Annotated in this window: 11 protein-coding genes; 5 read left to right on the plus strand and 6 right to left on the minus strand. The window is 46.3% G+C overall.

Annotated features, from left to right (window positions below; genetic code table 11):
- Positions 1-15: 15 nt before the first annotated feature.
- Both QUA80_RS05150 and QUA80_RS05155 read right to left on the minus strand, forming a co-directional pair.
- Positions 16-333, minus strand: coding sequence for a glutathione S-transferase C-terminal domain-containing protein (locus QUA80_RS05150; RefSeq protein WP_333422245.1), 318 nt, complete (start codon positions 331-333; stop codon positions 16-18).
- A 56-nt stretch (positions 334-389) separates the two neighbouring features.
- Positions 390-797 carry a Tom37 metaxin N-terminal-like domain-containing protein gene (locus QUA80_RS05155; RefSeq protein WP_333422247.1) on the minus strand — a complete coding sequence of 136 codons (408 nt, stop codon included), beginning with the start codon at positions 795-797 and terminating at the stop codon, positions 390-392.
- 460 nt (positions 798-1,257) lie between these two features.
- Here QUA80_RS05155 and QUA80_RS05160 point away from each other — a divergent pair, with 460 nt between their 5' ends.
- From QUA80_RS05160 to QUA80_RS05175, 4 genes are all read left to right on the plus strand, one after another.
- Positions 1,258-3,729, plus strand: coding sequence for a phosphoketolase family protein (locus QUA80_RS05160; protein ID WP_333422042.1), 2,472 nt, complete (start codon positions 1,258-1,260; stop codon positions 3,727-3,729).
- A gap of 144 nt (positions 3,730-3,873) precedes the next feature.
- Positions 3,874-4,878, plus strand: coding sequence for an AAA family ATPase (locus QUA80_RS05165; protein WP_333422044.1), 1,005 nt, complete (start codon positions 3,874-3,876; stop codon positions 4,876-4,878).
- Entirely contained in the window at positions 4,871-5,557 is a 687-nt protein-coding gene (locus QUA80_RS05170; RefSeq protein WP_333422046.1) for a DUF3226 domain-containing protein, read from the plus strand. The genes QUA80_RS05165 and QUA80_RS05170 overlap by 8 nt, the downstream gene beginning before the upstream one ends.
- A gap of 28 nt (positions 5,558-5,585) precedes the next feature.
- The gene (locus tag QUA80_RS05175) at positions 5,586-6,224 is read left to right on the plus strand and encodes a histidine phosphatase family protein (protein ID WP_333422048.1); all 639 of its coding nucleotides are present in this window, start codon (positions 5,586-5,588) and stop codon (positions 6,222-6,224) included.
- A gap of 42 nt (positions 6,225-6,266) precedes the next feature.
- On the opposite strand, the gene psaK is transcribed toward QUA80_RS05175, so the two are convergent.
- Positions 6,267-6,527, minus strand: coding sequence for a photosystem I reaction center subunit PsaK (gene psaK, locus QUA80_RS05180; protein WP_333422050.1), 261 nt, complete (start codon positions 6,525-6,527; stop codon positions 6,267-6,269).
- Positions 6,528-6,756: 229 nt separating this feature from the next.
- On the opposite strand from psaK, the gene QUA80_RS05185 reads away from it, so the two are divergent.
- Positions 6,757-7,977 (plus strand): acetate kinase, encoded by a 1,221-nt coding sequence (locus QUA80_RS05185; protein WP_333422053.1) that lies wholly within the window; start codon positions 6,757-6,759, stop codon positions 7,975-7,977.
- A gap of 596 nt (positions 7,978-8,573) precedes the next feature.
- Here the strand turns inward: QUA80_RS05185 and QUA80_RS05190 are convergent.
- The 3 genes from QUA80_RS05190 to QUA80_RS05200 all read right to left on the minus strand — a co-directional run bounded on the left by QUA80_RS05190 (position 8,574) and on the right by QUA80_RS05200 (position 17,553).
- Positions 8,574-11,192, minus strand: coding sequence for a replicative DNA helicase (locus QUA80_RS05190; protein ID WP_333422055.1), 2,619 nt, complete (start codon positions 11,190-11,192; stop codon positions 8,574-8,576).
- A gap of 525 nt (positions 11,193-11,717) precedes the next feature.
- Entirely contained in the window at positions 11,718-12,176 is a 459-nt protein-coding gene (gene rplI, locus QUA80_RS05195; protein ID WP_015177225.1) for a 50S ribosomal protein L9, read from the minus strand.
- 277 nt (positions 12,177-12,453) lie between these two features.
- Positions 12,454-17,553, minus strand: a complete 5,100-nt coding sequence (locus tag QUA80_RS05200) for a PAS domain-containing protein (protein WP_333422057.1) — start codon at positions 17,551-17,553, stop codon at positions 12,454-12,456.
- Positions 17,554-17,783 lie beyond the last annotated feature (230 nt).

Consider the following 17,783-nt stretch of genomic DNA (forward strand, 5'->3'; position numbering starts at 1 on the left):
CGAGGTTGGTCAAATTTACGTGATCTGTGCCAGGGCTGGCTTCTTGCTACAAATCACACTTAACGGGAAAAGTAAGAACAACTGCTTGCTGAAAAACTCCTGATTCATTCGCTCGTAGTGCTGGCAAAGATGCGATCGCCCAAGAAGATCGTCAACGATCGCACCTTTGTAGCGTCGTGGCAGCAGGAAGTTACCAATGTAACCGCAGGCAGTCGCATCTAATCTGGTGGGTTTACCTCCCACAAACAAGGGTTTTTCTGCCAGAAAATCTGAGATGGCTTGAAAATCTGCACAGATAATCTGACTGATTTCTTCCTGAGTGTGACGACCGATTCCATGACGTAGTGGATCTGAGAGATCGCGGTTTTACGAAACTGTTCAGCAAACAGTTATGATACCTCTAGAGGGGCATCAGGGAAGAGCGCCCGCGCTACCAAGACTCGATAGCGCTGCCAGTTTTCTTCTATGTCGAAGCGAATTTGGGTCGATCCCCAGTAAGTGTTTTCTTCGATCGTGCGGCGGAATGCTAGAAAGATCGATCGCTCAGCAGAAGTCAAATTAGCATCGAGACCGATACCTTCTGTTTGCTTCAACATCTCAATGATTAGAAAGACATCACCGATCGGTTTTTCCTGATACTCGATGAAGGGAATTTTACCCTTGGGAGCAAGCTCGAAACTTTGTGCTGTGACGATAACCTTTTTGTAGGGCAGCTTTGTCATACGGAGCCAAGTTTCAAGCTCTAGACAGGGTGGACTAATGCTAGGTAGTTCCTCAAAAGATGGTGCAGTGTGTATAAGGCAATGATTTTTCCTACTCCTTCATACATACTTTGAGATGTTTTCTCACTACAACTCACGGATGATTCTCAGTTCTAAAGCTGAAGCGAATATACAAAACTCTAGCAATAAAAGAGTCAGGAGGTCATCTGCAACCATCCAAAAACACAATTTTCACTTATAAATCATTCTCACCTCTACCGTGAGAAGTATCTTTTTGATTCCCGCTGGCTTTCACCCCCACCGCCTTCAGATTTTCTGACGTTATAATGGTGCGATCGAGCAAAAATTTCACGTTAATTTAAACTTTGATTTAGACAAAAGCGAGCTACAATTCAATAGTTTACTTGGAAAACATGGAGTAAAAATAAACAGTGTCACAAGTAATAACATAATATCCCGGAGCGGTTACAAGATCGATCGCATTTCCCGAAAAAGTTTACCAAACAAATAACCAAAACATAGGAGCGAGTAGCTTATGATACTGGGAACAACCGAGAGCCCGCAATTAAAGCCGCTTTCCGACTCAGAACTACACAAAATGAATGCCTACTGGCGGGCGGCAAACTACCTATCCGTCGGACAAATCTATCTCCTCGACAACCCGCTACTCAAAGAACCCCTCAAAATCGAACACGTCAAACCGAGACTCCTCGGACACTGGGGCACCACTCCAGGTCTCAACTTCATCTACGTTCACCTCAACCGCATCATCAAAGCCCAAGACATCAACGCTATCTACATCGCAGGCCCGGGACACGGCGGGCCGGGCTTGGTGGCAAACACTTACTTAGAAGGAACTTACAGCGAATATTACGCGCATATTTCCCAAGATGAAGAGGGGATGAGACGGCTGTTCAAACAGTTTTCCTTTCCCGGCGGTATCCCCAGCCACGTCGCCCCGGAAACTCCGGGCTCGATTCACGAAGGCGGGGAACTCGGCTACGCCCTCGTCCACGCTTACGGGGCGGCATTCGACAATCCCGATTTGATTGTGGCGGCCGTTGTCGGTGACGGGGAAGCGGAAACGGGCCCATTGGCTGCTAGCTGGCATTCTAACAAGTTTCTCAACCCGGTTCGGGACGGGGCCGTGTTGCCGATTTTGCACTTGAACGGCTACAAAATTGCCAATCCGACGCTGTTGGCCCGCATTCCGCAGGAGGAATTGGAAAGTTTGATGGTCGGTTACGGCTACAAACCTTATTGGGTGGAAGGTTCAGACCCGGAAACCATGCACCGGTTGATGGCTGCAACTATGGATACAGTCATTGGCGAAATTAAGGCGATTCAGGAAAAAGCCCGGACTGAGGGATATTCCGGCCGTCCCCAGTGGCCGATGATTGTGATGAAGACTCCCAAAGGCTGGACGGGGCCGAAGGATGTTGACGGTAAGAAAACTGAGGATTATTGGCGATCGCACCAAGTCCCATTAGCTGAAATGGCTTCTCAGCCGGAACACGTCCAACTCCTAGAGGATTGGATGAAAAGCTACAAGCCCGAAGAACTCTTCGACGACAAGGGCAAACTAATTGCAGAATTGGCGGAACTCGCGCCCAAGGGCGATCGGCGGATGGGGGCAAATCCGCACGCTAACGGCGGCATCTTGCTAAAAGACTTGAAAATGCCAAAATTTGAGGACTACGCCGTAGACGTGCCAAAACCAGCCACTGTGACGGCCGAAGCGACCCGCGTCACTGGTCGTTTCTTGCGGGATGTGATGAAACTCAATCAGGAAAACCAGAATTTCCGCATTGTCGGGCCTGACGAAACTGCATCAAACCGCCTCGATCCGGTGTTAGATGTCACAAACCGGGTGTGGACTGGTAGTATTTTGCCGGAGGACGATCGCATCTCTCCCGACGGCCGCGTGATGGAAATCCTCAGCGAACATATGTGTCAGGGATGGCTGGAAGGCTATTTGCTGACGGGACGCCACGGCTTTTTTTCCTGCTACGAAGCGTTTATTCACATCATCGATTCGATGTTCAACCAACACGCTAAGTGGTTGAAAACTACTCGCCACATTCCTTGGCGCAGACCGATCGCCTCTCTGAATTACTTATTAACTTCTCACGTTTGGCGGCAAGATCACAACGGCTTTTCTCACCAAGATCCGGGCTTTATCGACCACGTAATTAACAAGAAAGCGGAAGTTGTGCGGATTTATTTGCCGCCGGATGCGAACACTTTGCTGTCTGTTACCGATCACTGTCTCCGCAGCCGCCACTATGTCAACGTGATTATTGCAGGGAAGCAGCCGGCATTGCAGTATTTGGATATGGATGCTGCGGTTAAACACTGTACCGCCGGCATCGGCATTTGGGAGTGGGCTAGCAACGATAAAGGCGGCGAACCGGATGTGGTGATGGCTTGCGCGGGTGATATTCCGACGCTGGAAACTTTGGCTGCGGTTGACATTCTCCGCCGAGATTATCCCGATTTAAAAGTGCGGGTGGTGAATGTGGTGGACTTGATGACACTTCAGCCGTCTAACGAACATCCCCACGGTTTGTCTGACAAGGAGTTTGATAGTTTGTTCACGAAAGATAAACCCGTGATTTTTGCTTTTCACGGCTATCCTTGGCTGATTCACCGGTTGACTTACCGCCGGACGAATCACCCGAATATTCACGTTCGCGGTTACAAAGAGGAAGGCACGACTACTACGCCGTTTGATATGGTGGTAATTAACGATCTCGATCGATTCCACTTGGTTGCTGATGTACTCGATCGCGTACCGAAACTCGGTTATGCTGCGGCTTATGGCAAACAGGCTATCCGTGACAAGCTGATCGAACACAGGCAATACATTACCAAACACGGCGATGATATGCCGGAAATCCGCGACTGGAAGTGGCCACACGGTGGCGCGGTTCAGTCGGAAACGCCGAAGGAAACGAAAGATCCCGAGGTAGGAGAACAGGGCGTGCGATCGGGTGCACCGGCCTAGGTGCGATCGCTTCTCGACCTCTGCGTGAATCCGCGTTAATCCATTGTCATCTGCGGTTAACAAATTCTCTTTTTTTAACCGCAGATACAGGCAGATTAACACAGATTAACGCAGATGAGTTAGATTAATTCAACAGGAGCTGTAATGCTGAAAGAAATAGAAATCCAAAATTTTAGGTGTTTTGAGCAAATCAAAATTTCTGGGTTTGAAAGAGTCAATTTAATCGGCGGTAAAAATAATGCTGGCAAGACAGCCTTGCTAGAAGCAATTTTTCTCAATTTTGCTCCCGATGCTAGCAGTCTCGTAATCCTAAGAGATCTGAGAAGAGAGCCATCAAAAGCCCTAGAAGCTATGCCCGATAGAGCCTGGGACAACTTATTTTATGCACTAAAAAAAGATAGATTTATAGTAATTATTGGCAAAGACGACAACAATAACACCGATCGATTAGAAATTAAAGTAGAAATCAATTCAATTAAAAATAAGATAAATTTTGAGTTCATGAGAAACGAAGACCAATCTACTTGGTCATTATCACCGGTTTCTGCCGGAGGTTTACTCAATTTTCGCATTTCTCTTGACGAAGTACCAATCATTCCCTCCTGGCTCAGGATTTCGGGAAAAAAACTCACAGAAGCATACGATAATGCGCGTTTGGATGACAAAGATAGCGAAGTTTTGAAAGCTTTTCAAATTCTCGATCCTACAATCGAATCAGTAGAGAGTTTTTCGATTGGGGAACCCACGCTATACTTAAGAAGAAAGGGCGAAAAGCGTTTGCCTTTATCATTGTTTGGAGATGCCATTAACAGAGTTGCAGAAATAATCCTTAAACTGGTAAACAGTGAATACAAAATCTTGCTAGTCGATGAGATAGAAAATGGCATACATTATACAAGTCAGCGGGAGTTTTGGAGAGTGTTATTTCGGTTGGCGGTGGAACTGGATACGCAGATTTTTGCGGCAACGCACAGTTTAGAGATGCTTCAAGCATTTGCTGATGTTGGTTTAGAAACCAATCAGGAATGTAGCAGCGCATATTTTGAACTAGCCAAGAAACCGAAAACAGATCAAATAATCGGAATCCGGCGCGATTTAGAAACTTTGAATTACGCACTAGAGCACCAAAAAGGAGTGAGAGGTGAGTAATATTGTCATAGTAGAAAGTAAAAATGATGCAATTTTTATGAAGGCAATGGTTGAGAAACTCAACTGCGATATCCAGGTAGAACCACCTATTTATATAGATGATTATGAAAGTTTGGAAGGCTTGAGCGAAACAAAGTTAATCACTACTTTAAAAGCTTTAGAAGCTGACCTGCAAAAAAGAGATATAGAAAAAATTGGGATTATTATTGATATTGATAACTATTCAGAGGCAGATCGGTTAGAATGGGTAAATAAATGTATACAACAAGTGTTTGAATCTGAAACTTTGTCAAGCACTAAACAATTTATCGATATTTGTGGAGATAATGGAACAAAAGCCAAATTGGCTTGTTACTTTACAAATTTTGAAGGTAAAGGTGAACTGGAAACGCTTTTAAAGGCAATAAAGGATAGAGAATCACCTCATGCTGATTGTTTGAATAGCTGGAAAACTTGCATAGAAAGCCAGGGACAGCAAATTAACCAGAAAGGTTTTGATAAATTCTGGGTGAGCATCTATCTCAGGTATGATACTTGCTCAGATAACGAACAGCAACAAGCTGGCAGAAAATGCACTATGTCTGGGTTTGATTATGTTATGAAACACAAAAAAAATATTTGGGATTGGGATAATCCTGCTCTCGATGATTTGAAGGAATTTTTTAAACTATTTTGCTAACATAGTAAAATTCACGTACAATTAACTCATGAGCTTAAAAATCTACTTTCTACGACACGGTGAAACGACTTACAGCAAAACAGGCGGTTTCTGTGGCGACCTCGACCCAGAATTAACAGCCGAAGGTTCTCAAATGGCAGCACAGTTTGCCACAACTTACGCGACATTGCCTTGGAATGCTGTTTATGTGAGTCCCATGAAACGAACGATTGCTACTGCAAAACCTTTGTGCGATGCTGTGGGAATTGAAATGCAAGTCCGGGACGGATTGAGGGAAATTAAGTACGGTGAGTGGGAAGGAAAAACATTAGAATCTGTCAAACAAGAATATACAGAAGATTATATTAACTGGCTGACTGAACCTGCTTGGAATGCACCGAATGGTGGCGAAACTTCGGTGCAAATTGCCAGTAGAGCTTCCTTAGTTATTGCAGAAATTGAGGAAAAATACAAGAGCGGTAATGTGTTGGTTGTCTCCCACAAAGCCACTATTCGGATTATTCTGTGCAGTCTGTTGGGGATTGATTTGGGACGTTACCGCGATCGCATTAGTGCTTTAGCAGCTTCTGTGAGTATTGTCAAGTTTGACGTGCGCGGGCCGCTGCTGGAGGTTTTGGGCGATCGATCGTACATGGATGAAAACCTCCGCAATTTACCCGGTACTTGAAATTGCGGGTAAGGTGCGCTGGGCGCACCCTACAGTCTGCCACTAAATCGCACCGATGTAAGACAATCCTAAAATCGTACCCGTTCCCAAAATATGACCGAAGCAGAGACTTCCCACAACTGCACCCAAACTCAAGCCGCCCAACATATCCGATGAGGGCGCGGCTGGGCCTGTGTGAGGATTTTGGATGGTTGATTTGCCGATCGCAATAGCTAAAATATTGCAAATAATCATAATCAAACCAGTCGTGGGGCTCCACTCTACGGTTCTGGCGACAGTCGCAAGTAAAATTGGTGTAAACATCGATCTGCTCCTTAAACTTTAGTAAATGAAAATCTGCCTCAGAATATATATCAAAAAAATGCAACTGTTAGCTACACATTGCATTAAGAGTTAATTTTTCGACACTTTTCTTAATAAATTTCCCAGAATCTCAAGATTTCTTAGTCTGTGCAGGCGGATGAAAGTTTGACAAGACGCGATTTCAATCGCCTAGCGATCGAAAAAACGAATCAACAGGACATAATAAAGCATGAAAATACTGGTGTTAAATGCGGGTTCTAGCAGTCAAAAGAGCTGTCTTTACGAGTTAAACGATGTCCTGCCCGATCGACCTTTGCAACCCCTCTGGGAGGCTCAAATAGACTGGACTCACCAGCAGGGTATAGCAGAGTTGAAAGTCAAAACAGCAAAAGGCGATCGGCTTGAAGAGGAATTTGCCTCAGACTCTCGCAAAGATGCTATTTCTCGAATGCTGGAAACTCTTTGGAGGGGAAAAACTCAAACAATTAATGATTTAAAGGAGATTGATATTGTCGGCCACCGCGTCGTACATGGCGGAGAAGATTATCAGCAAAGTACGTTAATTTCGCCGGAGGTTAAACAGGCGATCGCCCGTTTATCTGTGTTTGCTCCCGTCCACAATCCGGTTAACCTCGAAGGTATCGAAGTCCTTGAAAAAACCCTCGGAAATGTGCCGCAAGTAGCAGTATTTGATACAGCTTTTCACGCGCAATTGCCACCTGCTGCGTTTGTTTATCCCGGCCCCTACGAATGGCTGGAAAACGGGATTCGCCGCTACGGTTTTCACGGCATTAGCCATCAATATTGCTCTCGCAGGGCGGCTCAAATTCTGAACCGCGATTTGGCCCATTTGCGGCTGATTAGCTGTCATTTGGGCAACGGGTGTTCTCTGGCCGCAATTCGCGGGGGCTGGAGTGTTGACACGACGATGGGTTTTACTCCTTTGGATGGTTTGATGATGGGAAGTCGATCGGGTGCGATCGATCCGGGGATTATCATTCATTTATTAAAGCGAGGGGATTTAACTTCGGAAAAATTAGATAATATTCTCAATCGTAATTCAGGTTTAAAAGGGATTTCTGGGGTATCTAGCGATATGCGGCAGATTGGAGAGGCGATCGCACAAAGTAATCAGAGAGCTCAACTTGCATTAGATATTTACATCCACCGTTTGCGCGCCGGAATTGGGGCGATGCTGGCTAGTTTGGGAGGATTGGATGCTTTGATTTTTACGGCGGGAGTTGGGGAAAATTCGGCTGTTGTGCGGGCGGCCGCTTGCGAAGCTTTTGGATTTATGGATTTGAAATTGGATGGGGAAAAGAATCAACACTCGCCAGTTGATGAAGATATTGCGGCAGTCGATTCAGCGGCGAGAATTTTGGTAATTCACACGCAGGAAGACTGGGAAATTGCGCGAGAATGCTGGAAACTTTACTCGCATTTGCCCTAATTCGATAGACTTCTTGCAAAAGTCCTTTAGCTCAAATTTTCGGACGGGTCGGAGATCCCGTCCCATCTATTTTTGCAAGAGGTCTGATCTATCGTAGCCCTGGTTAACAAACAGGGTGGATTAATTGTCAAACAAATAAACTAAGCTGATTGGGCTATTTGTTGATGCTACGTGAAGAATTTAACTGGTTTGTCTCGGTTAGAACAACCGAAAAGCAACTCACCGATATTTTCAAGTTGGTTAACCTTCAATCTTCAAGCTTGTGGAAGAGTATTCATTGCACTCATCCAAGCCAAAAATACTAAAAATTGTCTAACCAGGGTCAAAGCAAGCTGGTGCTTTGCCACCGCGATGAATACAGTTATCCTCCCCTCACTCGTTTCTCGGAATATAGCAGATTCAGTAAGATTGTTCGCAGAACAAACTGAGTGTGCATCACTTGTTTTTGTAAGTGAGTCTAATAGAATTTTGGTAACATTATGTTTTTGGATAGGCAAGCGTGTAACAATTGGCTGCCTATCTTTTTTTAGCATAAGTGGTCTAAATCTTTAGTCGATCTGGGTTTGGGGCCGGTTGTCACCCCCACCAGGGTTGATTTACGATCGCTTCGGAGATGCCAGATTGCGGAAGCAGGTAAATTGGGCGTCGAATAATAGTTTGATGATTCCTGTGGGGCCGTTTCTGTGTTTGGTAATAATTACTTCTGCAATTCCGCGATCGGGCGAATCAGGGTTGTAATATTCATCGCGGTAGAGCATAATTACTAAATCTGCGTCTTGCTCTATAGAATTATGGGCATACAAACCTTGTGTGGCAAAGCTTTCAATATTTTCTACTGTCATATCGTAAACCATTTCTTCGCCACAAAAATTGATTTCTTTCACCTTATCCCAATAGATATCGCTAACAGCTAGCTTGAATATCTCTTCGGCATCCAAAATATTCCCCAACTGATATGCGCGTTCTCGACCAATATCACATTTGTAATCCGTTGTGGCTGAATAACGCATACCTAAGCAATCTTGCATCTGTTTGACGGTTAAACCAAGGCGCTTTTGGGCAAGATTGACTTGAGTTCGCCAAAGTTCATTCGGAATTAAATCCCGATTAGTCTTCCCACTATCAGCATTATTTAAATATATTTTTACCTCTTCCAAACTAGATTTTTTATAATTACCAACTGCACCAATTACATTCGCAAATATTTCTATGTCTGATTTCCCTCCTAACCAAACTTGATATTGTGCGCGCCCTTTTTTACCTTGAGAAATAACTCTGACAGCCGCATTGATGTTCAGTCTAAGCAACAGAGAACGGACTCCTCTGGCTAACTTCTCGCTACTAGAAGCATAATAAATAGCTGGATAAAGACATTTCTTCCCTTTAGTCGGTTTGATACAACCATTAGTTGCCCATAGGTGTCGAAGGAAAAGAGCGATCGATTCTTGCGGTTGGGTAAATACTAAACTGGGAATAAATTTTTCATGGGAACGTAAACCAAATATTTCTAATTGTTCGAGCCATTTAGTAATCGGATTTTTAATATTGGGAGCGAGACAATAACTAGCGCAGAGATAAACTTGATACCAATCGCGTTCGCGTTTAATGCGGGGATTAATTTGATCGCCAAATACTTCTCTAGCCAACTGTGCAACTAATTCAGCTAAATCTAATTCTCGCGTCGTGTACTGAATCGTATGTCGGGATAAAGTACAACCATCACCAATTAAATGTCCTAGTAAAGCTAATTCAGCATTACCCATCGTCTGCACTTCTGTACAAGGAATTGAGCGAGGTGTAGCAATTCGATCGCCTATTTTTAATTCATCTAACCGCTTCCAACCATCTGATGTAAAGAACTTATGATTGCCTGTTGCTGTAATCGAATTTCCCAAGCAAGTCGTCATCTCCCAGACGGGCTTTACTCCAGTACAAAAAGCATTAGTCACCATCGCTTTTTCCTGTTTCAGGGTATCTGAATTTAATCCCCAAACAGCAAAGCCAGATTTGCCGACTAAATCACGAATCGGGACTTCTAATCCACTATCCGCCAGGGTAATTAAACTATCGCCACCGAGACAGCCGCTTTCGCGTAAATCAGACATCATCGGCCGCTTGTTTGTCCTCGCTTCCACACCCCGACTCAACTGAGATAAGGCAATAATCGGCACGTTGAGTTCGCGGGCTAAACCTTTAAGACTTCTGGTAATTCGAGATAGTTCTTGCACGCGGTTGTCGCTGGTACCTTCCATTAATTGCAGGTAATCTAGCAAGACTAATCCTAGGGTTCCGCCTTGTTCTGCTTGGAGGCGGCGGACTTTCGATCGTATTTCTGTGACGGTAATATTCGGAGTATCGTCAATAAATAGCGGAAGTTCTGATAAGTTGCCAATGGCTGTACTGATGGGTTCCCATTCGTTTTGACTGATTCTACCCGATCGCAACCGGTTACTTTCTATTTTGGCTTCACTCGACAGGATGCGCTGCACTAGCTGTTCTTTCGACATTTCTAAGCTGAAAACGGCAACCGGTAATTTCTGCTGTCCGGCGGCGATGTGGTGGGCGATGTTGGTACAAAAGGCCGTTTTGCCCATGGCCGGCCTGGCCGCAACGATGATTAAATCCGATCGCTGAAAGCCTCCTGTCATAGCATCTAAGTCATAGAAACCGCACGGAATACCGGGAAGCGTGAGGCCTTCATTGCGATTTTCTAGGTCTTGAAATGTTTGGTTTAGCGTTTCGCCGATCGACACTAAATCCTGTTGCGGACGTTCTTGAGTTATGCTGAAAATTTCTTGTTCGGCGCGGTCTAAGACTGTTTCTAGCGGTACTGCTGTCTCGTAACCTAATTGTACTATGTTGTTACCAGCTTCGATTAATTTCCGGCGCTGATATTTGTCTTCAACTAAAACTGCATATTGGTCGATGTTGACGGCTGAAACTGTGCGATCGACTAATTGTGCTAATTTAGTTAGTCCTCCTACTTGCTCTAACTGGTTGCGGTCGGTTAGCGCAGTTGTTACCGTCATTAAATCGGTAGGTTGACCCTGTAAAAATAACCCTAATGCCGATCGATAAATGACTTGATGAGCGGTGATGGCAAAAAACTCCGGTCGCAGAAGTTCGGCAATTCGGGAAATAGCTTCGGGGTCAATTAAAATACCGCCCAAAATTGCTTCTTCTGCTTCTATATTGGTCGGCATCAAATCGCTCATTAGTCAATAATCCTCAGCCAGTCGATTTTAGATTTTAGATTTTAGATTTTAGATTTTAGGTTTGAGATTTTAGGTTTGAGATTTTAGATTTTAGGTTTGAGATTTTAGATTTTAGGTTTGAGGTTTTAGATTTTAGGTTTGAGATTTTAGATTTTAGGTTTGAGATTTTAGATTTTAGGTTTACTCTAAAGATGAATCTGGGAGGTTGAACAATATCCTAAAATTTTAGGTTCGACCCTCAGGAGCGTCGGGGCTTGTGTCCGTTTGTCCGGCGGGGTCATTAATTATTATCAGTGTAAGCTTTTGTAGGAGTGCGATCGGTCGCGAACTCGCGTTTATACCTGACTCATGCTCTCTCGAACTCGCACTCCTGAAAAAATGCTTCTTCTTAATCTCTGCAGAGATGCTCCCGTGCTCACTCTGCAAGTTAGCGTTACTGAATCCTTACTTAACAGTGCTTAGTTGTTAGCTAATGACTAATGACTAACAACTAATGACTGATGACTGATGACTGATGACTCTTAATTACATTGGAACAACTTGAATATCAACTTCGGCGGTAACTTCTGCGTGTAGTTTGATTTCAGCTTTGTAAGTACCAGTTTGGCGAATTTCGGGCAGAGTGATGCCGCGCCGATCGACTTCTTGACTGGTAGAGTTGAAAATCAGTTCTGCTACTTCTTGGTTGGTGACCGTACCAAAAATCGCGTCTCCTTCGCCGACTTGCTTGGAGATAATGAAAGGCCCGGCTGATTCGAGGGCGGTTTTGCGGACTTCAGCTTGCTGCTTGAGCTCTAGCTGGCGCAGTCTTTCTTCTTCACGGCGGCGCTCTGCTTGCTTGAGAATGCCCGGAGTGGCTCTAAATCCCATTCCTTGGGGTACTAGGTAGTTGCGGGCGTAGCCTGGGGCTACTTCTACTACGTCGCCAGCTTTGCCGAGTTTGCTGACATCTTTATTTAAAACTAATTGGACGCGCTTGGCCATGATCGTTGGTTGTGGGGTTTTAACTGCAACTTTTTATAATAGCGAAGTTTGAGCGGCGATCGCAAGCCAGAAGAAAGTTCGGCAACGGATTATTTAACGAATGTAAGGGATGTAAGGGATTTAACGCATGGATGTTGAGATTGTGAGGTTCGAGATTCGAGGTTGGACGGAAGAAACAGGGATAATATTTTTAACGGGCAAATTCAGTTTGAAATTAGGCCAAACCGGGCTGCTGTAATGAGCCAAATCAACTACCGTGCAATGTCTTACCGAGAACTCAGGCTTTATTTTTCACGCGCTGGGCGACGATCGATCGCATTACAGTAGCAACTAACTCAGTCGGATCGATCGGCTTGGCTAAGTGTTGGTCAAATCCTGCTTGCAAAACTTGGCGCTGGTTTCCTTCTCCAGCATAGGCCGTTAAGGCGATCGCCAACAACTGCCGATACTCAGGCGCAAGCTGAGTGCGGATGCGATTTATCAACATATACCCATCCATCTGCGGCATTCCGATGTCGCTGACGAGCAAATCCGGTGCAATTTGTCCTATCGACTCTAGCGCCTCAGCACCAGATGACAGGGAAATCACCTCTGCACCCGCTTCCTCAAGCACGAAAGCGACAAAATCTCGCGAGTCGAGTTCATCATCTACCACCAAAATTCTCAATCCAGCTAGCGGCAAGGATGAGAGAGCGGGACTAACAGCCCCATTGACAGCTTCCTCCTCCTGCCTTCTAGAATCATCATTTAATAGCGGTAATCTCACCGTAAACGTCGCTCCTTGACCAACTCCTGCGCTTTCTGCCAACACCGTTCCGCCGTGAAGTTCGATCAGTTGGCGGACGATCGCCAATCCCAATCCCAAGCCGCCAAATTTGCGAGTTGTAGCGCCATCTTCTTGCCGGAAATGGTCGAAAACATAAGGCAAGAAATCGGGAGTAATACCTTTACCAGTGTCTGTGACTTGAATTTGAGCTTGGCGTTCGATTTGCGCTAATCGAACTTCAACTCTACCGCCTTCGGGAGTGAATTTCACCGCGTTTGATAACAAATTCCACACAATTTGCTGCAAGCGACTTGTATCGCCTACAACTTTCCCCACATCGGGATTTAAGATTGTTTGGATTTGAATTTTTTTTGCTGCGGCTGCTAATTGCACGGTTTCCACTGCAGATGGAATAATGTTTGCCAGATTCACCGGAGCAACATTCAATCTGAGTTTTCCTTGCAGAATCCGAGACACGTCAAGCAAGTCTTCGATTAATTGAGATTGCAGTCTCGCGTTGCGCTCGATCGTCTCAAAAGCCTTGGCACTTTGATTCGCGTTCAGCTTGCCGCCGACGAGCAGTTGCGACCAGCCTAAAATCGGATTCAGGGGCGATCGCAACTCGTGAGAAAGCACCGCCAGAAACTCGTCTTTAATGCGGTTAGCTCGCTCGGCTTCCGCGCGGGCAGTTTGTTCTAATTGCAGAACCATATCGCGCTCGGTTTCCACTTGTTTGCGCTCTGTAATGTCGATCACAGAGCCGATATAACCCTCAAATTGTCCGCTTTTGGAAAATCTGGGAGCAGCCGCATCGATCGCCCAAGAATATCCGCCATCCTTACGCCTGATGCGGTATTCCACGCGGAAAGATTCCTGGCGTTCGTTGGCGGTCAAAAATGCGTTCTTGGCCTGTTCTCGGTCTTCTGGATGCAGCGCGTTTACCCAACCCAATCCCAAACCTGTTTCCTCAGTTTGACCTGTAAAGTCATACCAGGTTTGGCTCAGGAAACTGCAGTAGCCTGTGGAGTTTGTTACCCATACCATAAAGGGAGTGTTGTTAGCCATATTGCGGAATCGTTCTTCGCTTTCTTGCAACGCGGCTTCTGCTTGTTTGCGTTCTGTGATATCCCGACAGACAATCACTCCGCCTTTGATTTTGCTGCTAGCATCAACTACTGGATAACCGCTGATACTGATCCAGCGATCTTCGGAATCTTCGCGGCGGACAAATGCCTCTACATCATTGACATATTCACCTTTGATTGCTTTGGCTAGAGGTAGTTCAGCGTCGGGGAAAAGAGTGTTTTTATCTGCCAAAAATAGCCCGTAAGTGCTCGACCATTCCTCACAAGATTTTTGATTCGATAGCTGACCGAATATCCCCACGGCAGCTCTGTTAAACAGCACAAACTCCCCTTGTTGGTTGGCCAAAATCAAACCGTCACCAATGCTGTCAATAATTACTTGCAGTAACTTAGTTTGTTCTTCCCGGACGACTTCTGCTCGTTTGCGATTTGTGATGTCGCTGGAGATGCCAATCAAGCCGATGACTTCTCCCGCCCGATCGCGGTAGGGAGCTTTCATTGACACGAATGTCCGAATGCCATCGGGAGATTCTTCGACGACTTCTGTTTGTCCGGATTCCATAATGCGCCGATCGTTTTCCGAGACTGTGGCTCCAAGTTCTGCTATTGGGTAGAAATCGCGATCGCGCCGGCCAATTACTTCAGCAGCAGGTTTGCCCAGTACGTCCAGCGTGGCTGGATTTGCATAAATAATCCGTCCTTCTCGATCTTTGACAAAAATTGGCGTGGGGGCTGACTCGTTAATCAGATTCAAAATCGCATTCTTTTGCCGCAGTTCTTCTTCAGTGCGTTTGCGATCGCTAATATCGCTCCAATAAGCGGTAAGTCCTTCGGCCGCAGGATAGGCGCTCACTTCTATGTATATTTGGAGAGACGGCGAAAACTCTTCAAATTTGACAGAAACTTGCTCGTTAACGACTCGATGAAATTCTTGATATACCCTCGAATTCGATTCTCCCTCGGCGGGGAATAGCTCCCAGATCGATCGACCTAACAAGTCGTTTCTCGATCGAGAAAGCAGTTTTTCAGCAGTGGAATTAACGTAGGTATAGCGCCATTGTGCATCGATCGCCATAAAGGCATCGGTAATACTTTCTAGAATATTGCTGACTTGCTGGGAGGCCGCTTGCACCGCGAGTTCAGCGTTTTTGCGCTCGGTGATGATTTCGGAAAAAATCATGATGCCGCCAATCTCGTTGGTGTTGGTTCGCCAAGGGTAAATTTCCCAGCGCACCCAGTCTATCGATCCATCAGCGCGGCGCAACCGATCTTCTTGGCAGGTTTCGACCGATCCCGCCAGACAGCGCTGGTGGATTTGTTTGAAACGATCGGGCAAATTGGGAAAGATTTCGTAGTGCGATCGGCCCACAATGTTTTGAGTGCCGAGCCCGTAACTTGCGAGCCAGCGGTCGCTCACCAGCATATACCGCATCTGGCGGTCAAACATCGCCACCCCCGCAGGCGAATGTTTTACGAACAGCCGCAGTTGCTCTTCCTGTTGCCGCAAAAGATTCTCCGACTGTTTGCGGGCGCTGATTTCTTTGAAAAGTATGGCGACTTTTCGGCTGTCCGGCTCAGGAGTGCGGAACGCCGAAACCTCAAACCAGCGGTTCATCACTTCCGAACCCTGCTCGAAGCGCACGGGTTCCCCTGTCAGCACGACTTTCCCGTAAATCTCAAACCAATAATCTTCGATATCCGGAAGCAGTTGTCGCGCCGTTTTACCCGCAGCTTGTTCGAGTCCGCTTTGTTTGACAAAGGCCGGATTGACTTCCAAAAAGCGGTAATCGATCGGCTTTTCGTTGGCGTCAAACAGCATTTCGATGACGCAAAAACCTTCGTCTAGCGACTCAAACAAAGTGCGGTAGCGTTCCTCAGAACGGCGCAAAGCAGCAAGAGCTTGTTTGCGGTCGCTAATATCCATAAACGCCGCCACACAGCCGCGAACTCCGCCTTGTTCGTCCAATAACGGCACCGCATTTACCAACCAATCCAAGGTCGTGCCGTCCTCGCGCACCATTTGAATTTCCATATCTCGCACTGCGACGCCGGAAGCCACGGATATTTGCATGGGGAGTTGTTCTCCCGGAATTTGCTGTCCGTTGGGGAGTCGTCTGAACGGAAGGACTGCGGCTGGCTCTCCGGTTCCAGAAACATTGGTATCGGGCAGCACTTTCAACATCGACTGGGCAAACCGATTAGCGCGAATTACTTGACACTCTGGGTCGTCGGCGATCGTAATGCCGACGGGTACAGCATCAAGTATCGATTGCAGTTCATTAACTCGTCGCTCTAGTTCTTGGTTGAGCCGTTGAATTTCTTTTTTGCTGGCTTTGCGTTCGGTAATTTCATGCACCGTCACATTCACGCCCAGGAGGCGATCGTCCTCGCCCCTGAGCGGATAGAGACTCAACAGCCAATCCTGTTCTAGTTCTGGCTGTGCTGAGTTTGTCCTGCGAACTTCGAGCTGTTTGAGAGGAACTTTAGTTTCAATAACTTGTCGGTAAAGCGGCTCTAAATCATCTGCCATTTCGGGCAAGATTTCGCGCCATGTTTTGCCGATGTGGGCGGCGGCTGGAACTCCGTTAATTTCTGCTAGGCGATCGTTGATGCGGACAAACCGCAACTCGGTATCGATAAAGCAAAGTCCGATCGGCGCGCTAGCATAAATCGCCTCGATTTCTGCGAGTTGTTGCTGCACAGTTTGCGCTTGTTTAATAAAAGCAGCCCTCGCCGCTTTCTCCTCGGTCACATCTTGAAAATAAACGGCAAGTCCCGAGGCGATCGGATAGGCTCGTACCGCATACCAAGCATTGAGCGGCGGATAAAAAGATTCAAAACTAACCGTAACTTGGAAGCTCGCGGCGTGGCGATATTCCTTTTCAAACAAACTGCCCACAGATTCGGGAAACTCTTCCCAAATGATGTTGCCAATCAACTCTTTCGGGAGTCGATTCAGCCACCGCGCCGCTTGCAAATTGAGGTAGGTAAATCGCCAGTCTCGATCCAAAGCAAAGAACCCATCCGAAATACTTTCGAGGGTGTCTGACAGTTGTTGGGCCCGCGCGTGAGTCAAGGCTTGTGGCTGAGGTTGAGAGATCTCGGTGAAGGTTGTTACTACCGCATAGGGAGTCGATCGATCTCCCTGAAATAAAGGTTGAGAATTGAACGTCAACCAAATCAATTCTCCCTGTGGTCGATAAAAGCGCATGATGACATTTGAGGACGGTCTCCCTGTTTGCAGCGACACCATCGCCGGATGCGTCTGGCCGGGAAAATCCGAGCCATCTTCGCGCACTGTCTGCCACAGACTATTTATGGAAGTGCAGCCCTGCATCTGTTGTGCTGTCATCCCCAACAGATTCTGGGCGTGAAAATTGCACCCCTGAATGCTACCATCTGCCAATTGCAGAACCATCCCTACATCTGCGGGCAAAGGCGCGGCTGGGTAGAACGTTTTGTTAGAATTCGTTGAAACAGAGGGGTCGATTTTCGGTTGGGGTTCGGTATTGCCTGGATTTTGCATCGGTTTCTAACAACGCTCATTTTACTTTTGGCCAAGCCAATCGCGCTCGTCAATGAATAGGGAAATAATTCACAGGAACTTTTGATTTAATCCGGGTGACAATTCAAACCTCAGAGGGATGTCGATCGTCCTGCTGGAATATCAAGCTCTAGACAATTTATTTTATATGAAAATCCCACCTCTTAACAAGTTGCGAGATTCAGCACAGGCGACGGGCAGTTTTCTGGTTG

Source organism: Microcoleus sp. F4-D5, from assembly GCF_036704885.1.
In the GTDB taxonomy this organism is placed as follows: Bacteria; Cyanobacteriota; Cyanobacteriia; order Cyanobacteriales; family Microcoleaceae; genus Microcoleus.

What these genes read in the sequence shown, in the direction of transcription:
- QUA80_RS05160 (WP_333422042.1), top strand. Translation starts at nt 1,258, where the DNA reads ATGATACTGGGAACAACCGAGAGCCCGCAATTAAAGCCGCTTTCCGAC.
- QUA80_RS05165 (WP_333422044.1), top strand. Translation starts at nt 3,874, where the DNA reads ATGCTGAAAGAAATAGAAATCCAAAATTTTAGGTGTTTTGAGCAAATC.
- QUA80_RS05175 (WP_333422048.1), top strand. Translation starts at nt 5,586, where the DNA reads ATGAGCTTAAAAATCTACTTTCTACGACACGGTGAAACGACTTACAGC.
- psaK (WP_333422050.1), bottom strand. Translation starts at nt 6,527, where the DNA reads ATGTTTACACCAATTTTACTTGCGACTGTCGCCAGAACCGTAGAGTGG.
- QUA80_RS05185 (WP_333422053.1), top strand. Translation starts at nt 6,757, where the DNA reads ATGAAAATACTGGTGTTAAATGCGGGTTCTAGCAGTCAAAAGAGCTGT.
- QUA80_RS05190 (WP_333422055.1), bottom strand. Translation starts at nt 11,192, where the DNA reads ATGAGCGATTTGATGCCGACCAATATAGAAGCAGAAGAAGCAATTTTG.
- rplI (WP_015177225.1), bottom strand. Translation starts at nt 12,176, where the DNA reads ATGGCCAAGCGCGTCCAATTAGTTTTAAATAAAGATGTCAGCAAACTC.
- QUA80_RS05200 (WP_333422057.1), bottom strand. Translation starts at nt 17,553, where the DNA reads ATGCAAAATCCAGGCAATACCGAACCCCAACCGAAAATCGACCCCTCT.